The 20,515-nt window shown below is 63.8% G+C and carries 22 protein-coding genes; 9 read left to right on the top strand and 13 right to left on the bottom strand.

What is annotated here, in order from left to right; all coding sequences use genetic code 11:
* The first annotated feature begins 114 nt into the window (after nt 1–114).
* Nucleotides 115–390: a glycine zipper 2TM domain-containing protein gene (locus tag RA24_RS04345; RefSeq protein WP_019298551.1), complete on the top strand. Its 276-nt coding sequence runs from the start codon at nt 115–117 to the stop codon at nt 388–390.
* Between the two features lie 341 nt (nt 391–731).
* On the opposite strand, the gene RA24_RS04350 is transcribed toward RA24_RS04345, so the two are convergent.
* The 5 genes from RA24_RS04350 to RA24_RS04370 all read right to left on the bottom strand — a co-directional run bounded on the left by RA24_RS04350 (nt 732) and on the right by RA24_RS04370 (nt 5,062).
* The gene (locus tag RA24_RS04350) at nt 732–1,262 is read right to left on the bottom strand and encodes an AAA family ATPase (protein ID WP_039190123.1); all 531 of its coding nucleotides are present in this window, start codon (nt 1,260–1,262) and stop codon (nt 732–734) included.
* 169 nt (nt 1,263–1,431) lie between these two features.
* The gene (locus RA24_RS04355) at nt 1,432–2,058 is read right to left on the bottom strand and encodes a DUF2306 domain-containing protein (RefSeq protein WP_039190126.1); all 627 of its coding nucleotides are present in this window, start codon (nt 2,056–2,058) and stop codon (nt 1,432–1,434) included.
* A gap of 53 nt (nt 2,059–2,111) precedes the next feature.
* The gene (gene eno, locus RA24_RS04360; RefSeq protein WP_039190128.1) at nt 2,112–3,386 is read right to left on the bottom strand and encodes a phosphopyruvate hydratase; all 1,275 of its coding nucleotides are present in this window, start codon (nt 3,384–3,386) and stop codon (nt 2,112–2,114) included.
* A gap of 173 nt (nt 3,387–3,559) precedes the next feature.
* On the bottom strand, nt 3,560–4,453 hold the full coding sequence (locus RA24_RS04365; protein WP_019298555.1) for a DMT family transporter: 894 nt from the start codon (nt 4,451–4,453) through the stop codon (nt 3,560–3,562).
* Between the two features lie 195 nt (nt 4,454–4,648).
* Nucleotides 4,649–5,062 (bottom strand): Fur family transcriptional regulator, encoded by a 414-nt coding sequence (locus RA24_RS04370; RefSeq protein WP_019298556.1) that lies wholly within the window; start codon nt 5,060–5,062, stop codon nt 4,649–4,651.
* Between the two features lie 352 nt (nt 5,063–5,414).
* Between RA24_RS04370 and RA24_RS04375 the strand changes: the two genes are divergently transcribed.
* On the top strand, nt 5,415–6,731 hold the full coding sequence (locus tag RA24_RS04375; RefSeq protein WP_029205083.1) for a DEAD/DEAH box helicase: 1,317 nt from the start codon (nt 5,415–5,417) through the stop codon (nt 6,729–6,731).
* Between the two features lie 234 nt (nt 6,732–6,965).
* Here RA24_RS04375 and RA24_RS04380 read toward each other — a convergent pair whose 3' ends face one another.
* Together RA24_RS04380 and RA24_RS04385 are read right to left on the bottom strand one after the other, a co-directional pair.
* On the bottom strand, nt 6,966–7,670 hold the full coding sequence (locus tag RA24_RS04380; protein ID WP_019298558.1) for an endonuclease/exonuclease/phosphatase family protein: 705 nt from the start codon (nt 7,668–7,670) through the stop codon (nt 6,966–6,968).
* Between the two features lie 156 nt (nt 7,671–7,826).
* On the bottom strand, nt 7,827–9,245 hold the full coding sequence (locus tag RA24_RS04385; RefSeq protein ID WP_039190130.1) for a protein adenylyltransferase SelO: 1,419 nt from the start codon (nt 9,243–9,245) through the stop codon (nt 7,827–7,829).
* 57 nt (nt 9,246–9,302) lie between these two features.
* Here RA24_RS04385 and RA24_RS04390 point away from each other — a divergent pair, with 57 nt between their 5' ends.
* Together RA24_RS04390 and RA24_RS04395 are read left to right on the top strand one after the other, a co-directional pair.
* Complete coding sequence (locus RA24_RS04390) at nt 9,303–9,722, top strand: cupin domain-containing protein (RefSeq protein ID WP_039190132.1); 420 nt, start codon at nt 9,303–9,305, stop codon at nt 9,720–9,722.
* Nucleotides 9,723–9,766: 44 nt separating this feature from the next.
* Nucleotides 9,767–10,669 (top strand): fatty acid desaturase, encoded by a 903-nt coding sequence (locus tag RA24_RS04395; RefSeq protein WP_039190135.1) that lies wholly within the window; start codon nt 9,767–9,769, stop codon nt 10,667–10,669.
* 81 nt (nt 10,670–10,750) lie between these two features.
* Here the strand turns inward: RA24_RS04395 and RA24_RS04400 are convergent, their stop codons facing one another.
* Nucleotides 10,751–11,860 (bottom strand): anhydro-N-acetylmuramic acid kinase, encoded by a 1,110-nt coding sequence (locus RA24_RS04400; protein WP_039190137.1) that lies wholly within the window; start codon nt 11,858–11,860, stop codon nt 10,751–10,753.
* A gap of 143 nt (nt 11,861–12,003) precedes the next feature.
* Between RA24_RS04400 and tyrS the strand changes: the two genes are divergently transcribed.
* Complete coding sequence (gene tyrS / locus RA24_RS04405) at nt 12,004–13,260, top strand: tyrosine--tRNA ligase (protein ID WP_039190140.1); 1,257 nt, start codon at nt 12,004–12,006, stop codon at nt 13,258–13,260.
* A 298-nt stretch (nt 13,261–13,558) separates the two neighbouring features.
* On the opposite strand, the gene RA24_RS22445 is transcribed toward tyrS, so the two are convergent.
* Nucleotides 13,559–13,696: a hypothetical protein gene (locus RA24_RS22445; protein WP_193747109.1), complete on the bottom strand. Its 138-nt coding sequence runs from the start codon at nt 13,694–13,696 to the stop codon at nt 13,559–13,561.
* Nucleotides 13,697–13,742: 46 nt separating this feature from the next.
* Between RA24_RS22445 and RA24_RS04410 the strand changes: the two genes are divergently transcribed.
* Together RA24_RS04410 and RA24_RS04415 are read left to right on the top strand one after the other, a co-directional pair.
* Nucleotides 13,743–14,657, top strand: coding sequence for a GNAT family N-acetyltransferase (locus tag RA24_RS04410; RefSeq protein WP_052269530.1), 915 nt, complete (start codon nt 13,743–13,745; stop codon nt 14,655–14,657).
* Nucleotides 14,658–14,757: 100 nt separating this feature from the next.
* The gene (locus RA24_RS04415; protein ID WP_039190143.1) at nt 14,758–15,513 is read left to right on the top strand and encodes an SDR family NAD(P)-dependent oxidoreductase; all 756 of its coding nucleotides are present in this window, start codon (nt 14,758–14,760) and stop codon (nt 15,511–15,513) included.
* Nucleotides 15,514–15,754: 241 nt separating this feature from the next.
* Here RA24_RS04415 and RA24_RS04420 read toward each other — a convergent pair whose 3' ends face one another.
* Nucleotides 15,755–16,111 (bottom strand): winged helix-turn-helix transcriptional regulator, encoded by a 357-nt coding sequence (locus RA24_RS04420; RefSeq protein ID WP_019298567.1) that lies wholly within the window; start codon nt 16,109–16,111, stop codon nt 15,755–15,757.
* Nucleotides 16,112–16,206: 95 nt separating this feature from the next.
* Between RA24_RS04420 and RA24_RS04425 the strand changes: the two genes are divergently transcribed.
* A complete protein-coding gene (locus tag RA24_RS04425) occupies nt 16,207–16,494 on the top strand; it encodes a putative quinol monooxygenase (RefSeq protein WP_039145605.1) in 288 nt (95 codons plus the stop codon).
* A 152-nt stretch (nt 16,495–16,646) separates the two neighbouring features.
* Complete coding sequence (locus tag RA24_RS04430; RefSeq protein ID WP_039170666.1) at nt 16,647–17,204, top strand: sugar O-acetyltransferase; 558 nt, start codon at nt 16,647–16,649, stop codon at nt 17,202–17,204.
* A gap of 134 nt (nt 17,205–17,338) precedes the next feature.
* On the opposite strand, the gene RA24_RS04435 is transcribed toward RA24_RS04430, so the two are convergent.
* The 3 genes from RA24_RS04435 to RA24_RS04445 form a co-directional block, all read right to left on the bottom strand.
* Nucleotides 17,339–19,147 (bottom strand): ABC-F family ATP-binding cassette domain-containing protein, encoded by a 1,809-nt coding sequence (locus RA24_RS04435; protein WP_082020321.1) that lies wholly within the window; start codon nt 19,145–19,147, stop codon nt 17,339–17,341.
* A 69-nt stretch (nt 19,148–19,216) separates the two neighbouring features.
* On the bottom strand, nt 19,217–19,957 hold the full coding sequence (locus RA24_RS04440; RefSeq protein WP_052254172.1) for a GNAT family N-acetyltransferase: 741 nt from the start codon (nt 19,955–19,957) through the stop codon (nt 19,217–19,219).
* A 64-nt stretch (nt 19,958–20,021) separates the two neighbouring features.
* The gene (locus RA24_RS04445; RefSeq protein WP_029204843.1) at nt 20,022–20,495 is read right to left on the bottom strand and encodes an outer membrane protein assembly factor BamE; all 474 of its coding nucleotides are present in this window, start codon (nt 20,493–20,495) and stop codon (nt 20,022–20,024) included.
* Nucleotides 20,496–20,515 lie beyond the last annotated feature (20 nt).

The following is a 20,515-nucleotide window of genomic DNA, read 5'->3' on the forward strand; positions in this document are numbered from 1 at the left end:
CGCTGCTGTCCCCAAAGCGCGCATTTATGCGGAACCATCCTCCTGAGGCCGGCGTTATAGTCCCGTCTGCGGCCTGAAACACGGCCACCCTGGACCTGAAAATGGAGATATCAAATGACTTTCCGCTGGATCCCTGCACTTGCAAGTTCCGCTGTACTGGGCCTCGGGGCCTGTACCAATCTGACCCCGGAACAGCGCACCGTTGCCGGTGTGGCAGGCGGTGCCGCAGCCGGCCTGATCGCAGCTGACGCGCTCAAGGCAGACGACGACTGGCGCCTGATCGCAGCGCTCGGCGGCGCCGCCGCAGGCACGCTGGTTGCGCAGAACAACCAGACCCGGCAGTGCGCATATTCCCGCGGCGACGGCACCTATTACACCGCCCCGTGCTAAGAATTCACGATCTGGCGCCCTCCCCCCGGCCAGGGCGCCAGATCTCCCGATGCAGCCTGCGGTCAGGCCGCATCCCTGGCATCAGCGTATTTCACCGCCAAGATTCAGCCGCTGGACCGGATCGTCCGGTGACGCGGCCTGGCCGCTGAATGGGTAGGTTCCCGGTCCGCTGCATCCCAGAAGGGTCGAAAGAACTGCACAGATTGCCACTGTGCGCAAAGCCCGAATTGTCATGGCTTGCTCCCCTTTCCCGCGGCTGCTTTGCGCCGCGTAAGAACAAGCTACATGACGCCAGCGTGAGCGTCTGTGATCCGGGCCACATATGCCGAAATGGGGATTTCTTACGTCTCTGCCAGCTCTGCGGCCAAGGCGCGGCCCTGCTGCTCAGCGTCGAATTCCAGGCCGCACGGCACAGAAATCAGCCGCCCCGCCTGCAGAGGGTAGCCGGCTTCGAGTACTTGAAGCCACTTCAGAACATCATCCCGGCTGCTCAGGTCTTCAAGACGCCTTTTGGCTGAGCCGAACCTTTCCGCAGCAACTTCGGCACTGCAGGCGCAATGCACCTCCACCAAGGTCTCATACTGCTGCAACCAGCCAGCTGGCGTTCCGAAACCAGCCGCCCCTACGCGCGGCTGCCACTGAGCCACCAGAACACAGTGGCTGAGCGCTTCAGCGGCGGTTTGAAACAGGCGGTCGGATTCCTGCTCCAGCCGCCTGCGCTGCTCCGGCGTGGCATCAGCCGCGCGCACAGACAAGGCTTCCAGGAAGTCATCCCTGTCCAGACAGGGCCAGCTCAGTTGCCGCGCCAAGACATGCCCAAGTGCGGATTTCCCGCTGCCGGGCAAACCTGTCAGGATAATTGCCGCTTTCATCTTTTCAGCTCAGTTTTGCCTGCACCAGATTTACCATCATTCGGCAATACCCGCATAGGGTTTCTCAGAGAAACGAAAACTCGCGGAAACTTGCCGCCTCGCCCAGCCGAATAGCCAGCAAACTACCTCTTACTTAAGGAGAGACTGAGTATGGGTCAGAGGCAAATCATCAAAACCTCAACGCCTTATGGAAAACGCCCGCACGCGCCTCCAGGACAAGAAGAACAGCCAGATTTGTCACCAAACCCACCGCCGATGCTGCGGTAAAACTCTGTTCAAAGGGGACAGAAAGCAGCTGATTGGCCAGTTCAATGTAAACCCGCGCAGTGGAGACCGTCAGTCCAAGGGCAAAAGCCAGCCGCATCAAACGCATGTGCATTCCGAATTTCCGCAGGCGAGCAAAACGGTATGCGAAAGCCATAGCCGTCATCAAGCTGATGCAAATTGCGAAAGTAACTGCCTGTGTCAGAACCCCGCCAAGCGCCGGGAAGACCATCACCATATGCATTACGCCAAGGCTTGAAATCACCCCGCTTAGAATGAACACTTGGCCCAGCGCCCGGTGAGCCTTGGGAAAACGCCTTCGGACCACGGGGGAAAACTGAAGGGGGCCAATCAGAAAGAACACGATACCAGGAATTAGGTGGACAGCTGACGCCAGTGGGTGATCAGCATAGCGCTGGTCCACAAGAGGCAACCCGTCATGAGGCTGAAACAGGAAAAGCAAACGGTCAAAACTGTCCCGCAGAACCGGCCAGCTCAACAGATAGAGAAATACGGTATCAAATCGGAACATCTATGTGTGGTTCAAAATGAGAAGCCCCGCCGGAGAGGCGGGGCTTCGCAATCTTACTTCAGGATCGAGCGGCCTGCGTATTCAGCCACTTCACCCAGCGCTTCCTCGATGCGGATCAGCTGGTTGTACTTGGCAAGCCGGTCAGAGCGCGCCAGCGAACCGGTCTTGATCTGGCCGCAGTTGGTGGCCACAGCCAGATCGGCAATGGTGGCGTCCTCGGTCTCGCCAGAGCGGTGCGACATCACGTTGGTGTAACGGGCACGATGCGCCATATCGACCGCCTTCAGGGTCTCGGTCAGGGAGCCGATCTGGTTCACCTTCACCAGCATCGAGTTGGCGACACCGCGCTCGATGCCCTCGGCCAGGCGCGCCGGGTTGGTCACAAACAGATCGTCCCCCACCAGCTGCACAGAGCTGCCGATCTTGTCGGTCAGCAGCTTCCAGCCGTCCCAGTCATCCTCGGACATGCCGTCTTCGATGGAGATGATCGGATAGTCATTGACCAGCGCCGCCAGATAGTCGGCGTTTTCCTCGGATGTCAGGGATTTGCCTTCACCCGCCAGGACATATTTTCCGTCCTTGTAGTACTCGGTCGCCGCGCAATCGAGCGCCAGGTAGATCTCTTCACCGGGCTTGTAGCCAGCCTTTTCGATCGACTTCAGGATGAAATCCAGCGCCTCACGGGAGGAGCCGATGTTGGGGGCAAAGCCGCCCTCGTCGCCGATCCCGGTCGACAGCCCCGCCGCCGACAGCTCTTTCTTCAGGGTGTGGAACACTTCAGAGCCCATGCGCACCGCGTCGCGGATGTTTTCCGCGGCCACCGGCATGATCATGAATTCCTGAATATCGATCGGGTTGTCGGCATGCTCGCCGCCGTTGATGATGTTCATCATCGGCACCGGCAGAACCCGGGCCGAGGTGCCGCCGATATAGCGGTAGAGCGGCTGGGTGGTGAAATCGGCCGCGGCCTTGGCCACCGCCATCGACACGCCCAGAATGGCGTTGGCGCCCAGGCGGCCCTTGTTCTCGGTGCCGTCCAGTTCGATCATCGCCTGATCGACCGCAACTTGCTCGGTAGCATCAAAGCCGACCAGCTCCTCGGCGATCTCGCCGTTCACCGCGGCCACCGCTTCCAGCACGCCTTTGCCCATGTAACGGGACTTGTCGCCGTCGCGCTTCTCCACCGCCTCATAGGCACCGGTCGAGGCACCCGAGGGCACAGCTGCACGGCCCATGGTGCCGTCTTCCAGGATCACGTCGACCTCAACCGTCGGGTTGCCCCGGCTGTCGAGGATCTCACGGGCGTGAATGTCGATAATGGTGCTCATCTGTCCATCCTTGGTTTGGCCTGAAAGCGGCGCGTTTTGCTGCCAGCGTCATACCAGCCGCTGCAGGAAAGTAAACCGGGATCGTTATCGCTAACACGCATAAAAGCGGCAGGTTAGGGCTAACAAGGCGCTGTTTGCGCCAACAGGGCAGAGGAATTTCGCCAGCCGGGACGTCAGGCCGCAGCCGCCGCCGCACGGCGGGCCCGCCGTGCCAGCCGTTGCTCGCGCACAAAGGTGTAAAGCCCCGACCCGATGATCAGCGCCGCCCCGGTCATGGTCAGCGCATCGGGCCGCTCGCCAAAAACCAGAACGCCCGCCAGGATCGAGAACAGCAGCCGGGTATAGCGGAACGGTGTCACCGCCGAGGCATCCCCCACCCGCATCGCCGTGACAATGCCGTAATAGCCCAAGACCCCGAACAGAACGCCGCCTGCCATCATCAGGTATTCATTCTGCTCCATCACCTGCGCCTCACCGGGGGTGAAGGCCAACAGCAGCAGGCCCGCAGGAATGACTGCCAAAAACGCCTGGAAACTGACGACGGTAGAGGGAACGGCGCTGTCCATCACCCGGGTCATCAGATCCCGCGTGGCGACGCCCAGCACCGCTATCACCACCAAGAGCGCCGCAGGCTCAAAACTGTCCAGACCCGGCCGGATGATCAGCAGCACCCCGGCAAAGCCAACGCAGATCGCCAGCCAGCGCCGCCAGCCGACCTGTTCACCCAGAAACAGCGCAGCGCCCATTGTGATCACCAGCGGCGTCGCCTGGAAAACGGCGGCCACAACCGAGATATCAACCAGCGCCAGCGCCGAAGCAAAGCCCATCGCCGACACCGCCTCTGTCCCCGCGCGCAGCACGGGGCGCAGACGCCAGGACCGCGGCGCAAACAGTTTGTGGCCCTGCATCTTTGCCATCACCGCAAAGACCAGCCCGCTGCCAATACCAAGGCAGATCAGGATCTGCCCAACCGGCAAAGTGCCTGACAGCTGTTTGATGAACATGTCTTCAAGCGTGAAGAACGCCATAGAGGCGATGACCAGAAGAATGCCGTGCAGGTTGTTCATTTTCGCGCGTCCCGTAATGCGGACCGGCAGCACGCCGGACCATCCGGGCAAATGACATCAGCACAAGGTGCCGGACAACTCCGTTTCCGACCCCGGCCCATGACAAGACGTGAGCACACACATCAATATTTGTGATAAGCCGAACACCAGCTACCCGCACAACCGGGCTTTGGGCTGGAAAACACCCCCGCTAGCCTACTCCGCCTTGCGCGGCACTCCGTAGAGCTCAAGCCGGTGCCCGCGCAGCTCATAGCCCAGCTTGCGGGCGATCCGCTCCTGCAGCTCCTCAATCTCCGGATCGCAGAACTCGATCACCTCGCCGGTGTTCATGTCGATCAGATGGTCATGATGCTCGCGCTCGGCGTCCTCGTAGCGCGCGCGCCCGTCGCCGAACTCCAGCCGCTCCAGAATGCCCGCCTCCTCGAACAGCTTGACCGTGCGGTAAACCGTGGCAATCGAAATCCCGGCGTCTTTTGCGCTGGCGCGGGCGTACAGCTCCTCGACATCCGGGTGATCATCGCTGTCCTGCAGCACCTGGGCAATCACCCGGCGCTGGCCGGTCATGCGGAGCCCCTTGGCTTCGCATCGGGCGATAATCGTCTTTTGCATATCTTCCTCGCGGTTTTCTGGTCTTCCTCTTTAGCGGATGCGTTCTGCGGCGAAAACAGGCTTTTCAACCGTATCAATGGTTGACAAACAGCTTATCCACAGCCATTTGGCACCCAGGCATCCCTCCCTGCCGCGTGAGCAGAGGCCATTGACCGGACGCGCAACCTGCGCACAAACCACAGTTCCGGGGTCTAGTGATATGCCGCCATTCCCAAAATCACGCGTGGGGATTGCAGAGGCCAGCGGCCTGGCATCCGGCCAGCGCGCGCCCGAGGTCCCTGCCCCGCAAGACACCGCTGCCATGCAGCGGACTCCGGCCCGTGCAGACTGCAGGGCCGTGAAAGGACGATACGTGACTGAATTTTCGACCATGGGGCTGCCTGAAAAGCTCCTCGCGCGCCTCAAGGACATGGGTCTGAACGACCCCACCCCGATCCAGGCCCGCGCCATTCCCCATGCCCTCAATGGCAAGGACGTGCTGGGCCTCGCGCAGACCGGCACCGGCAAAACCGCTGCTTTCGGCGTGCCGCTGATCGCGCAAATGATGCAATACGGCCGCAAGCCCGCCGCGATGACCGTGCGCGGCCTGGTTCTGGCACCGACCCGCGAACTGGCCAACCAGATCGCCGACACGCTGAAGGGCCTCACTGAAGGCACCCCGATGAAAGTCGGCCTGGTGGTCGGCGGCGTCTCCATCAATCCGCAGATCGCCCGCATCGCCAAGGGCACCGACATCCTGGTTGCCACTCCGGGCCGCCTGATCGACATCCTCGACCGCGGCGCGCTGGACCTGGCTTCCTGCGACTTCCTGGTGCTCGACGAAGCCGACCAGATGCTGGATCTGGGCTTCATCCACACCCTGCGCAAGATCGCTGCTCTGATCCCCGCGGAACGCCAGACCATGCTGTTCTCGGCCACCATGCCCAAGCAGATGAACGAGATCGCCAACTCCTACCTGCAAAGCCCCGTCCGAATCGAGGTTTCACCTCCGGGCAAGGCCGCCGACAAGATCACCCAGTCGGTGCATTTCATCGCCAAGGCCGCCAAGCTTGACCTGCTGAAGGAACTGCTGAACGAACACAAGGATGAGCGCACCCTGGTCTTCGGCCGCACCAAATGGGGCATGGAGAAGCTGATGAAGACGCTGGACAAGGCAGGTTTTGCCGCGGCGTCCATCCATGGCAACAAATCCCAAGGCCAGCGCGAACGCGCCCTGGCGGCCTTCAAGGCGGGCGAGATCAAGGTGCTGGTTGCTACCGATGTGGCGGCCCGCGGCCTCGACATTCCGGATGTGAAATACGTCTACAACTATGAACTGCCCAACGTGCCCGACGCTTATGTGCACCGCATCGGCCGCACCGCGCGTGCGGGCAAGGACGGCCAGGCAATTGCGCTGTGCGCCCCGGATGAGATGGAAGAGCTGAAGGCGATCCAGAAAGTGATGAAAATCACCATCCCCACCGCCTCCGGCCGCGCCTGGGAAGCGATGCCCGATCCGGCAGCCCCCGCGGGCAAGCCCGGCGGCCGTCCCAACGGGCGCCGCGGCGGCGGCAAACCCGGCGGCCAGCGCCGCCGTGGCGGCAGCGGCGGCGGCAACAGCCAGGGCAAACCCCAGGGCAGCAAGCCCGGCAACGCCCAGCGCCGCGGCCAGAAACAGCGCGCGCGCTAAGCCTTCCCCGCCAGCGCCGGGTCAAGGGTCCCGCAGGGACCGCGCGGCACGCGCGGCTTGCCCTTGACGCGGCGCTGGCGGAACACACACTTGAAATGGCGCTTAAGGGCACACCTGCCCTTAAGCGCCTCTCAGCAGAAAATACTCCGCGCTGCGCAGCAGCGCCCGGCCCAAGCCTGACGGTAAATTGCCCAGGCAATTTCCCTGGAAAGGCGCGGGAGCTCCCTCGCTTCGCTAGACCGCCCGCAGATCCGCCCAGACCGGCAGATGGTCAGAGGCGATATGCGCGGGCCTTTTGCCATGCACCCCATGCGCCACCGCCGTCAGCCGCTTGCAATGGGCGATCCTATCCAGCGCGCCCAGCGGCCTGAGCGCTGGAAAACTCGGTTTCGGCGGCAGAAAATTCAGCGCCGGGGCGATATGCTCCAGCACCGCCCCGCGCGACCATTCGTTGAAATCCCCTGCCAGAACCACCGCGGCGTCATCGCGTTTCGCGGCCCGCGCCAGCGCATGCATCTGCTCGCGCCGGGCCCTGCCTGTCAGCCCCAGATGCGCGCCGATCACCCGCACCGGGCCCAGCGCCGTGTCCAGCTCCGCCCAGACCGCCCCGCGCGGCTCAAGCCCGGGCAGCGCGATATGCCCCTTTGCCCGCAGCTGCACCCCATTCCGGTACAGCACCGCATTGCCATGCCAGCCCAAGGACCCCGCACCGCCGAGATCCGCGGCCCTCCAGCCGGTCTCCTCGACCAGGAAATGCGGCAGCGCCGCCGGGCGCGGCGGCAATCGCTTATCCGCCTCCTGCAGCACCGCCACATCCGCCTTCAACCCGGCCAGCACCTGCAGAATACGCTCCGGCCGCCGGCGCAGGTCCAGGCCGACGCATTTCTGGATGTTGTAGGTGGCAATCCGCAGCGTGTCCGGCGGGGGTCTTTGTGGCATCTGCTTGTCCCGGGTCTCAATCGGAGTGTGGGGCAGGACGCCATCCAAGCACAACCGGCATCACGCCGCAGAAGGTTAAAAAGGGGGGCTGCCTCCCCCTCTTGAGCCTGCAGCTCACTTCACCCCCGCGGGTATTTTCAATCAGAAAGGAGCAGATCAGGTGCCGCAGAAGGTTGCCTGCACCACTTCTTCGGGCAGCGGCGGACGCTGCAGATCACTATGCTCCGGCTGGTCCTCGTAAGGGTTGGCCAGCACTGTGTTCAGCCGGTGGAACAGCGCATAGTCGCCTGCCACCGCACCGGCAATCATCTCCTCGATCCTATGGTTGCGCGGAATGAAGGCAGGGTTCGCCGCACGCATGACCGCCTGCGGGTCCGGTTCGTCTTCCAGCCGCGCCTGCCAGTCCTCCGCCCAGGCATCAAAAGCTGCCGGATCGGTGAACTGATCCCGCGCCTTGCCATCCGCCAGAGCGCGGAAGGTATTGGTGAAATCACTCTGGTTCTCCGCCATCCGACCCAGCAGAGAGGTGACCAGTTCCAGGTCCCCGTCCCGCTCCGTGGTGATCCCCAGCTTGGCCCGGAACCGCCGCAGCCAGGCCGCCTCTGTCAGTGCGGGCATCGCATGCACGATTTCCGTTGCTTGCTCGACACCTGCCTGCGGGTCGTCCATCTGCTGGATCAGCGCGGTTGCCAGCTGCGCCAGATTCCAGACCGCAATCGTGGGCTGGTTGGCATAGGCATAGCGCCGCCCCCGGTCGATCGAAGAAAACACCGTATGCGGGTGGTATACATCCATGAAGGCGCAAGGCCCGTAGTCGATGGTCTCGCCGGAGATCGAGAAATTATCGGTGTTCATCACCCCGTGGATAAAGCCCACGGACATCCATGCAGCAATCAGCTCGGCCTGCGCATCACGCACTGCGCTGAGCAGCCCCATCGGGCCATCAGCCTCCAGGTAATGGCGGGCAATGGCATAGTCTGTCAGCTGCCTGAGGCTCGCCTTGTCGCCGCGTGCCGCAAATACCTGAAACGTTCCCACCCGCAGATGGCTTGCCGCCACCCGGGTCAGCACAGCGCCGGGCAGGCCGCCCTCGCGCCATACGGTCTCGCCGGTCTCCACGGCCGCCAGCGCCCGCGTGGTCGGGATGCCAAGCGCATGCATCGCCTCGCTCACCACATATTCGCGCAGCACCGGCCCCAGCCAAGCGCGCCCGTCCCCGTTGCGGGAGTACGGCGTTCGCCCCGCCCCCTTCAGCTGAATGTCCCGGCGCTGGCCGTCCGTCCCTACCGTCTCCCCCAGCAGGATCGCGCGCCCGTCGCCCAGCTGCGGATTGTAGGTGCCGAACTGATGCCCGGAATATAGCTGCGCCAGCGGATCGGCCCCCTCCGGCACCTGATTGCCGCTGAACACCTCTGCCATCTCCACCGCCTCACCGGGCGTGATCGCCATGATCCGCGCCAGATCCTCGTTAAACGCAACCAGCCTGGGCGCCTTCACTGCCTGCGGCGGCAGTTTGGAGTAGAACTGCCCCGGCAGGGCAGCATAGGTGTTGTCAAAGGGGATCATGAGTGTCATGGCCCAAACATATGACTGGAATAGAGATTTACCAGCACCAAAGCGGGGAGAGCAGCAGTGGACGCAGACCGGATCATCGAGCACCTGGGCCTGCAGCAGCACCCGGAGGGCGGCTGGTACAAGGAAACCTGGCGTGCGGAAAATGAAGGCCGCCCCACAGGCACCTGTATTTACTTTCTTTTGAAGGCTGGCGAGAGCAGCCACTGGCACCGCGTCGACGCCACCGAAATCTGGCTGTACCACGCCGGCGCGCCGCTGGTGCTGTCAATGGCTGCGACAGATGAAGGCCCGGTGCAGGACCACCTGCTGACCCCGGACCTGACCAAAGGCGCACCGCAGCTGATCGTGCCCACGGGCCACTGGCAGGCCGCCCGCACCACCGGCGCGTTCACACTGGCCAGCTGCACCGTTTCGCCGGGATTCGAGTTTGAAGGCTTCGAACTGGCCGCCCCCGGTTTTGACATCCCGCGCGGCTGATCCGCCCCTTGCAGCGAATCGCCGGCCTGGACAAGACTGTCCATATGTCTGCAGAACCGGATCACACGCGTCTCATCAAATCGCTGCCGCCACAGACCAAGGCTACCCTGACAGCCCGGTCTGACGCGGCGGGGCTGCGGCATCTGGCGCTGTATCTGGCGGCGCTCGGCGCCTGCTCAACCGGCATTGCGCTGCATGTGCCCCTCTGGCCGCTTCTGATGCTGCCGCAGGGGGTGCTTCTGGTCTTCTTGTTCACCCTGTCTCATGAGTGCACCCATAAAACCCCATTCCGAAGCGGCTGGATGAATGAGGCCGCAGGTCATTTCTGCGCCGTCGCCATCGCCCTGCCCTTTGTCTGGTTCCGCTACTTCCACCTGGCGCATCACAAATACACCAACGATCCTCAGCGCGACCCGGAGCTGGAACACGGAGGGCGGCCGGAGACCTTCGCTCAATGGCTGAAATACCTGAGCGGCTGGGGCTATTGGCGCGGCATGGCGGCAACTCTCTGGCGCAACGCTTTTGGCACCATCACCGCGCCCTACCTGCCGGAACGCCGCCACGCGGCCATGCGGCTGGAGGCGCGCCTGCTGCTGGCGATCTACTCCGCCGCGCTGCTGAGCCTGCTGGTCTCGCCGATGGTTCTGTGGCTGTGGATTGTGCCGCTGCTGATCGGCCAGCCTGCCTTACGCGCCTACCTTCTGGCCGAACACGGGCTCTGCCCGCCGGTGGCCAACATGCTGGAAAACTCCCGCACCACCTTCACCAACCGGCTGGTGCGGTTTGTGGCCTGGAACATGCCTTATCACGCAGAGCACCACTCTTTCCCGAATGTGCCCTTTCACCAGCTGCCCGCCTTTCACGCCATCACCCGCGCGCATTTGAAGTCGACGTCAGACGGGTACAGCGAGTTCACGGTGGACTACCTCCGCCAGCTCTCCCGCTGATCCGCCGCCAGAGGCCGCACAAATTTCTTCAAAGAAATTTGCCAAGAAACTTCGAAGTTTCTTGTCCGCCCGGTCACAACCTTACGCCCCCGGCACACTGACCACGCCACCGCCGACACAGGCGCTGACTCCAGTGGTGCCAGGCGCCGATGTCGGCATTCCCCGCGCCACCCGCACCGCCAGATGGGCAAAGGCCTGCGCCTCCAGCATGTCACCGTCCAGCCCTGCGTCCTCCACCGGCTTTACCGGACAATCGAGCGACACCCGCAGCATCTCCATCAGCACCGGGTTGTGCCGCCCGCCGCCGGTGACAAGCACCACCTCCGGCGGCTCAGGGCAATGTTCCATGCCCTGCGCCACGGCAGCCGCGCACATGGCAATCAGGGTGGCAGCCGCATCCGCATCGCTCAGTTCATTGACCAGTCCGACCATCTCGGCAAAATCGTTCCGGTCCAGCGACTTGGGCGGCATTCTTGCGAAATAGGGCTCGGCCAGAAACAGCTCCAGCGCACCTGTTTCCACGGTGCCGGACCGCGCCACTTTGCCATCGGCGTCCCAGGGAATACCCAACCGCTCCTGTACCAGATCATTGACCGGCGCATTGGCCGGGCCGGTGTCAAAGGCCAAGAGCGCACCCGGCTGCTCGGGCCTGTCAAACCGCGGATCCACATAGGTGAGGTTGCCAACCCCGCCCAGATTCAGGAAGCACAAGGGCTGCTCAGCGCCGATATACTTGGCGCAGGCAAAATGGAAGAACGGCGCCAGCGGCGCGCCCTCGCCGCCCATCGCCACATCGTCAGTGCGGAAGTCCCAGACCACAGGCTTGCCCAGCGTTTCGGCCAAGGCTGCTCCGTCGCCCACCTGCAATGTGCCCTGCAACCGCGGCGCATGGGCCAGGGTCTGGCCGTGAAAGCCGATGATTTCCACATCACCGAACTCCGCCAGCGCCGCCGCATGGGCCGCATCGCAAACCTCTGCCGCGGCCTCAACCTCCGGCCCCGCCCACTTGCCGAGGCCCGCACGCAACACGCTGCGTTCTTCTGCCGAATACTCGCGGTAGCTGCTCTCGCCAAATCCGTGAATGCGCGCGCCGTCGGTCACCACCACCGCCGCATCCACCCCGTCCAGCGAGGTGCCGCTCATCGCGCCCAGCGCCCTGACCGCACCCGTTTTTGCAATGGCCCTGCTCATGGCCTGCCCCCATCCTTCTGGATCCGGGCCGTACCGCCCGTTGCAGGGGATACTACAGCGCATAATTTGCCGGGAAAACAGGTTCCAACCGGCGCCAATGCGATTTATAGGGCATGGTGCAAAACCATAGACCGAGGCATGTTATGACCTACACACCGAAATCGGATTTCGTCGCAGTCATGATGGAACGCGGGTTCCTCGCGGACTGCACCGATTATCAGGGCCTGGACGACGCCCTGCTGCAAGGTGTGCGCCCGGCCTATATCGGCTTTGACGCGACAGCGAAATCGCTGCACGTCGGCTCGCTCATTCAGATCATGATGCTGCGCTGGTTCCAGAAGACCGGCCACCAGCCGATCACCCTGATGGGCGGCGGCACCACCAAGGTGGGCGACCCCTCCTTCCGCGCCGACGAGCGCCCGCTGCTGACCGAAGCACAGATCGACGGCAATATCGCTGGCATCAAGAAGGTGTTTTCCGCCTACATCGACTATGAAACCGACGCCCCGAACAAGGCGCTGATGCTGAACAACGCCGAATGGCTGGACGGGCTGAACTACCTGGAATTCCTGCGCGACATCGGCCGCCATTTCTCGGTAAACCGGATGCTGTCGTTCGAGAGCGTCAAATCCCGCCTCGACCGCGAGCAGTCGCTCAGCTTCCTCGAATTCAACTACATGATCCTGCAGGCCTATGACTTCATGGAGCTGAACAACCGCTACGGCTGCATCCTGCAGATGGGCGGCTCGGACCAGTGGGGCAATATCGTCAACGGCATCGACCTGACGCGCCGCACCATCGAACATGAGGTCTATGGCCTCACCTCGCCGCTGCTGACCACCTCCGACGGTAAGAAGATGGGCAAGACCGCCGAAGGCGCGATCTGGCTCAACGCCGACATGCGCAGCCCTTATGAGTTCTGGCAGTTCTGGCGCAACACCACCGACGCCGACGTGGGCCGGTTCCTGAAGCTCTACACCGAACTGCCGGTGGAGGAGTGCGAACGCATCGGCGCCCTGCAAGGCTCCGAGATCAACGAGGGCAAAGTGATCCTCGCCAACGAGGTGACCACCCTGCTGCACGGCGCCGAGGCTGCTGCGGCGGCAGAAGCCACCGCCCGCGAGGTATTCGAAAAGGGCGGCGTGGGCGACGACCTGCCCACACTCTCGCTCACGCCTGCGGACCTGGGCGACGGCATCTCGATCGTGCAACTGATCGTAAAATCCGGCCTCGCCAAATCCGGCAAGGACGCCAAGCGGCTGATCTCCGAGAATGGCGCCCGGATCGACGACCAGCCGCTGACCGATGCGGGCCTTATGATCGACGCAGGCGCGCTGTCCTCGCCGATCAAGCTGAGCGCCGGCAAGAAACGCCACGCGCTGGTGAAGCTGGACGGCTGAACCTTCTAACATGACACGGAAAAAGGGGGCCTCCGCGCTCCCTTTTTTCTTGCCTGCAGATGCTCCCGCCCGTTCCAGCCCCGTCAAAGACGGGTCCTCACGGTTGGGCGGGGCGCCGCTGCGCGGCGCGCCAGCGGTTTCATGCAACGGCCCTTCAGGCCAGCCCCGGGTCAAGGACCGCGCATGCGGCCGTGCGCAGCACGGTTTACCCTTGAGGCGGGGAAGGCCAGGATACACTCAAAAAAAGGCGCTTAAGGGCAGACCTGACCTTAAACGCCTCTCAGCAAATCATCCTGCCTCAGAAAAACAGCGCTTCCACCAGCGTCAGCACTAAAAACACCGGCACTGACAGGCCGATGGCAATCAGCAGCGCCGCCGCCTTGGTCATCCGCGGGGCGGCTGCCGCCTGCCCCATGATCTGTTTTGCTTTCTTCATGCCTGAAATTAACCATGATTTAGGTTTCCAGTGCGTTAATAACCCCATGTTCGACAGCGCCCCCGATCCCGATCTGCCCGCAGCAGCAACCACCCGCCCCCGGCCCCGCGCCCTGCAGCAATCGCCGGAGTTTGCCCGCGCGCTGATGGCCTGCGGACAGGAGCCCCGGATGCTGAATGGCACGCTGGTACTGCGCCGCCGCTTCCACGGCGGGCTGCGGCTGGCGATGGTAAACCGGGCGGACCTGACTGATCCCGCACCGCTGATGGCCGCCCTGCGCACAGGCGGCTTCGCCCGCACCCCGCTGATCCTGTCGCCCGAATCCCCGGCGCCGCATCTTGCCCGCCTCGGCGCCGTGCCGCTGGCCACGCCAGCCCATGCCGCGCTCTGGGACCTGACAGGCGATGCAGAGCAGCGCCGCGCCGCCCTGCATCAGAAATGGCGCAACCGGCTGAAGCACGGAGAAGCGCAAAACCTCCGCCTCACCCGCCAGAACCTGCCGCATGACGTGCGCCACTGGCTGTTCCAGGCCGACGCGGCACAGCAAACACAGCGCGGCTACCGCAGCTGGCCCATTGGCCTCACCCTCGCCTATACCCGCGAAAACAAGGGCCAGGCAAAACTCTTCCAGGCGTTTGAGGGCAAGGAAGCGGTTGCCGCCATCCTGATCCTGACCCACGGCAGCACCGCCACCTACCACATCGCCCACACCACCGCGCGCGGCAAACAGCTCAGCGCCCATCCCCTCCTATTGTGGGAGGCCGCCAATTGGCTCGCCGCCAAGGGCATCTGCCGGCTCGACCTCGGCCTCATCAATACCGAGGACGCCCCAGGCCTTGCCCGCTTCAAACTCGGCACCGGCGCTCATCTGCACCGTCTGGGCGGCACCTGGGGTCTCTGGCCGCCGCTGGGCCGCCTCCTGCGCCCGCTGGCCTTGCTCGACCGGCAGCAAATGGCCTGACAGGTTTCTCGTAAGTCCGCGACGTCCCGTCCCGCTGGACAGGTGCCCGGCCTCTCCATTATATGAACAGATGTTCAGATAACCGGGAGGAGCCCCGCTCATGAAACTTGCAGACACCGCAGCCGTCGTCACCGGCGGCGCCTCCGGCCTGGGTGAGGCCACCGCGCGCTATTTCGCCGAACAAGGCGCTCAGGTCACCATCCTCGACCGCGACGCCGAACGCGGCACTCAGGTGGCAGAGGAAATCGGCGGCCACTTCGCCCAGACCGATGTAACTAGCGAAGGCTCGGTCTCCGCTGCCATCGCCCACGCGGCAGAGAAGATGGGCAAGATCACCGCTTGCGTGAACTGCGCGGGCATCGCCATCGGCGCCAAGACCGTGAGCAAGGAGGGCGCGCACCCGCTGGATGCCTACAAGCGCACCATCGACATCAACCTGGTCGGCACCTTCAACGTCGCCCGCCTCGCCGCTGTCGAGATCGCCAAGAACACCCCCGACGCGGACAACGCCCGCGGCGTAATCATCAACACCGCCTCCATCGCGGCATTTGACGGGCAAAAGGGTCAGGCCGCCTATGCCGCCTCCAAGGGCGGGGTTGCCGGCATGTGCCTGCCAATGGCCCGCGATCTCGCGTCCTCCGGCATCCGGGTGATGACCATTGCGCCCGGCATCTTCATGACCCCGATGCTGGCCGGCCTGCCGGAAGAGGTGCAGCAGCAGCTGGCCGCCGACGTTCCCAACCCCGCCCGCCTGGGCGACCCGCGCGAATACGGCCGTCTCGCCGGCTTCATCGTCGAGATGGGCTACCTCAACGGCGAGGTCATCCGCATAGACGGCGCCCTGCGCATGCGCTGACCTCTGCTGCTGATTCCGGGTCAAGGACGGCGCAGCCGCCGTGCGCAGCACGGTTCATCCTTGATACGCAAGCAGCGGCAAACACACTCGATACCGCGCCTTCAGGGCAAACCTGCCCCTGAAGCGCTTCTCAGCAAAACCTTCAGCGTTGCGCAGCAACGAACGGCCCACGACCGCACAAAGGCGCCTTGGCGCAGCCAGGGCACCTACGGCCGCGGGAGTTTCTTGCCAAGCCGCTGCCTTAGCTCCCCGGCCCGGCACCCCAGGCCGCCAGCGCCTCGATCACCGGGCGCAGCGCCTGTCCCTTGCCGGTCAGGCTGTATTCCACCCGCGGCGGCACCTCGGCATAGACCTTGCGGTGCACGATGCCATCCGCCTCCAGCTCCCGCAGCTGCTTGGTCAGGCTGCGCTGCGTCACATCCCCCAGCGCCCGCGCCAGGGCATTGAACCGCAAGGTGCCGGGCAGCAGGTGATAGACGATCAGCCCCTTCCACTTGCCGGAGATCTGCTCCAGCGCCGCCTCAACCGGGCAGCCGCCGCTGCAATCGTAAGTCTCGAACCGTGCGGCCCGGCTTTCGCCCTGATCTACAGTATCCATTTTGTACCTACCCTCACAAAATGTGCGTTCTTGCGCAGAATACACCGTGCAGCCATATCCCGTCCCGTCACATCCCTCAAGAACAGGAGGCCCAAATGGCCCTGACAATTCTCGCCCAGATTACCGCCCAGCCCGGCAAGGAAGCCCTGGTCAAAGCTGAACTCGAAAAGCTGGTGCCCATCACCCGCGCCGAGGACGGCTGCATCCGCTATGACCTTCACCAGGACAACCAGACGCCCGGGTTTTTCGTGTTCTACGAAACCTGGGAATCGCGGGAGCTGTGGCAGCAGCACATGAACGCACCGCATCTGGCCGCCTATATGACCGCGACTGAGGGCGCGGTGGCCGCCTTCACCCTCAATGAGATGACCCAAACCGCCTGAGCTTCTGCCCGCGCCGGGCACCGCACCAGCGGTGCCCGGCCCAAGGCCGCACAAGGGCGCCTTGGCAAAGCCAGGGCGCCTGCGGGCGCGGGAGCACACCCGCAATTGACAATCGATGCCGCCCGCCCTTCACTCCGGGTCAGGAGGCGCCGATGAACAAATCCGAACGGCAGAAAATGCAGGCAGGGGAATGGTACTGTTGCCTGGACAGCGAACTCTCCGCGTTGCGCCACCAGGCCCGGGTTGCGGTGCATCAGCACAACAGCGCACTGCCTGATCCGGCTGAGAATCTCAGCCCGCCGCTCGCCAAACTCTTTGCCGCCCACGGTGAAAACTGCCTGATCGAGGCGCCGTTTCACTGCGCCTACGGCCTCAACATCCGGCTAGGCAACAACGTCTACATGAACGCAGGCTGCACCATTCTGGACACCGCTCCCGTCAGCATTGGCGACGGCACCATGCTGGGGCCGAACGTGCAGATCTACTGCGCCCAGCACCACAAAAACAGGGCGTTGCGGGCCCAGGGGCTGGAGATTGCCTGTCCCGTCACCCTTGGTGCAGATGTCTGGATCGGCGGCGGCGCCATCATCCTGCCCGGGGTCACCATCGGCGATGGCGCGATTGTGGGAGCAGGCGCGGTGGTCACCAAGGATGTCGCCGCAGGAGAGACCGTCACCGGCAATCCCGCTGCCCCGGTGGCCAAACGGTAAGGGCGGCGTCCGCCCGCTTAGCACCCAATTTACATTTCCTGATGAATTACAAAGTTTTACGGCAGCATCCTTGACCAAATGTTTCGCGCGCGAAACATTTGGTCAGGCGTACTGACCTAACTGGGGAACCGGCCTCAGGCCCCAGCCTTCTCCTCCAGCTCCAGCCATTCCTCTTCGGCTGCAGCCAGCTTTTCCTGCCGCTCCACCAGCGCCTCGGTGGCCTTCTTGAACTTGACCGGTTCGCGGGTGAACAGCTCGGGATCGCTCATCAGCTCCTGCAGCTTGCCGATCTCCGCTTCCAGCCGTTCGATCTCCGCAGGCAGCGCCTCCAGCCGGTGCTTCTCCTTGAAGCTGAGGCCGTCCTTGGGCTGGCTCTCCTGCTTGGGCTTCGCCTTTGCAGGCTTCACCTTCTCCGCTTTCTCAGAAACCTCCAGCGGCCCGCGCTGCGCGATGTAATCGCTCCAGCCGCCGGCATAGGCCGTGGCCCGCCCGTTTCCTTCCATGGCAATGGTGGTGGTTGCCACCCGGTCCAGGAAATCCCGGTCGTGGCTGACCAAAAGCACAGTGCCGTCGTAGTTGTCCAACAGCTCCTGCAGCAAGTCCAGCGTCTCCACATCCAGATCGTTGGTCGGTTCGTCCAAAACCAGCAGGTTCGAGGACCGCGCCATCAGCCGCGCCAGCAACAGCCGCGCCTTCTCGCCGCCCGACAGCGAGCGCACTGGCGCCCGCGCCTGGCGCTCGTCGAACAGGAACTCCTTCAGGTAGCCCACCACATGCTTGGGCTGGCCGCGCACCATCACTTGATCGGCCTTGCCGGATATGCCGAGCAGCGGATCGGCCGTCAGGTTCTCCCAAAGGGTCGAATCGCCGTCCAGCTGGTCACGGGTCTGGTCGAACAGGGCGATCTCCAGATTGGTGCCCAGCTTCACAGAACCCGCATCCGGGTCTTCCATCCCCAGCAGCATCTTCAAAAGCGTAGTTTTCCCCGCGCCATTGGGGCCGACAAAGGCCACCCGGTCGCCGCGCTGCACTTTCAGTGAGAAATCCCTGACGATCTCCTTGCCGCCAAACGCCTTGCTCAGCCCCTCGGCCTCGATCACCTTGCGGCCCGACTTGGGGCCCGCCTCCAGCGCCATCTCGGCGGCGCCCTGACGCTTGATCTGGCCTGCGCGCTCCGCCTTCAGGTCCTGCAGCGCCCTGACGCGCCCCATATTGCGCTTGCGCCGGGCCGAGATGCCTTCCACCGCCCAGCGGCTTTCCGACTTGATCAGCCGGTTCAGCTTGTGGCGCTGCATGTCCTCGTCTTCCCAGACCTTGTCGCGCCAGGCCTCGAAATGCTCAAACCCCTTCTCCTGACGGCGCACCTCACCGCGGTCCACCCACAGGGTGGCGCGGGTCAGCGCCCGCAGAAACGCCCGGTCGTGGGAGATCAGCACAAAGGCCGCGCGGGTGCCTTTGAGCTCATTCTCCAGCCAGGTGATTGCCTCAATGTCCAGATGGTTGGTGGGCTCGTCCAGCAGCATCAGGTCCGGCGCCTCGGCCATCAGCTTGGCCAGGGCCGCGCGCCGCCGCTCGCCGCCGGAGGCGGTTTCCACCGGCCTTGCGGGATCAAACTTCAGCCCCTCGCCCGCGCGCTCCACCTTGTACATTTCGCCGGGGTCCAGCTCGCTGGCGGCAAAATCGCCTAAGGTAGCGAACCCCTCCATCTTCGGGTCCTGCTCCATGTAGCCGACGGATTTGCCCGGCGGCACCACGATGTCGCCCGTGTCCGCTTCAACAATCCCCGCCATTACTTTCATCAGGGTGGATTTTCCGGAGCCGTTGCGGCCCACTAGCGCCACCCGGTCGCCGGGCTGCACCACCAGATCAAGACCTGAAAAAACCGGATCGCCCCCGAAGGTGAGGGAAATGCCGGACATCTGCAGAAGAGGAATACGTGCCATGCCAGCCAGCTACCCCGGCGGCCAAATCCCGTCAACGCTCCCCGTTCATCTTTCCTAAAATACTCATAATCACCCGGCCACTGCCCGCAGCAGCCGCTTGCGGGCGTCAGGAATGGTGCCGATCTCAAGGCCGGTGAACACATGCAGCGTGTTCATCTGCCGGTCCACCACCGCATGACCGCTGACCCAGCCGCCCATCGCGAGATAGGCCCGCAGCAAGGGCGGCATCACCTGCAGTGCCTTCTTCGCATCTGCCGTCCGCGGCGGCTCCGCGGAAAAACGCACCACCTCAGGCGCCCTTTCAGCCGGGTGCCACTGCGCAGGCGCCAGATACCGCTGCCGCAGCAGTTCAAAGGCATCCTTGTAGGGCTCGGCCGAGGTGCCCGCAAAGGAGGAGCAGCCAAACAGCATCTGCACCCCCTGCCCGTCTACAAGGCCCGTCAATGCCCCCCAGGCGATACGCAGGATGTCGGGATCCTGCCATTCCGGGTGCGTGCAAAAGCGGCCCAGCTCCGCCATCCGCCCCGCAAAGTTTTGGAGCGCAGAAAGATCATAGAATTGCGCCGAATAGCTTTGCGCCAGCACCGCGCCGCTCTTCAGCAGCAGCAGCCGGAAACAGCAGACCAGCGCGCCGCTGGCCTTTTCCTCCACCAGAACATGGGTGCACCGGCTGTCAAAGGGGTCGCTGTCGGCGGCGGCGGTCCGGAAACACAGCGTCCGCAGCGCCTGCGCCGCCGCCACATCATCGGCACCCGCAGCAAGCCGGGCACGGTAGCGCCCCTTGCTCAGCAATATCTCAGGTTCCGCCACGGCGGCCTCCAGCTTTCCGGCTCAGCCCATAACATATGCGCTGTGACAGAGCAGTGAAGCCGGCTTATTCGTTGTTCAGCAGCTGACCGGGGCCAAAGTTGCCCAGGTTGCCCAAGAGCTGGCGCAGGAAGGTGTTGTCCTGCACACCGGAGCTGGTCACCCGGCGCTCCAGCGGCACCACCTTACCATCCTCCAGGCTGTAACGCTCGATTGCCTGCACCACGCCCGAAGTGTCGAAACTGATCGCCACGAGATCGCGTGCCACCGGCTCGGGCGCCTTGGCCCCGTAGTGGCGGAACCGGGTGGCGACATAGTAATAGCCGCTGTCGTTCAGCACGCCGGTCGAGGACGGGATGCCGATGGTTTCCGCCACCGAATCCCGTGTGTCGATGCCCGGCACCACTTCGGCCAGCTGATGCGGCGACGGCACATAGCCGTGCTTGCGGTAGACGGACGTGCAGGCCGCCAGTGCCAGCCCTGCCGCCGCAAATACTGCGCCGCGCAAAACGGCCTTGAAGTGAAATGCCTTTGCAACCATGACTGCCCCCCAGCCTGCCG

The organism is Leisingera sp. ANG-M6 (assembly GCF_000813905.1).
GTDB lineage: Bacteria > Pseudomonadota > Alphaproteobacteria > Rhodobacterales > Rhodobacteraceae > Leisingera.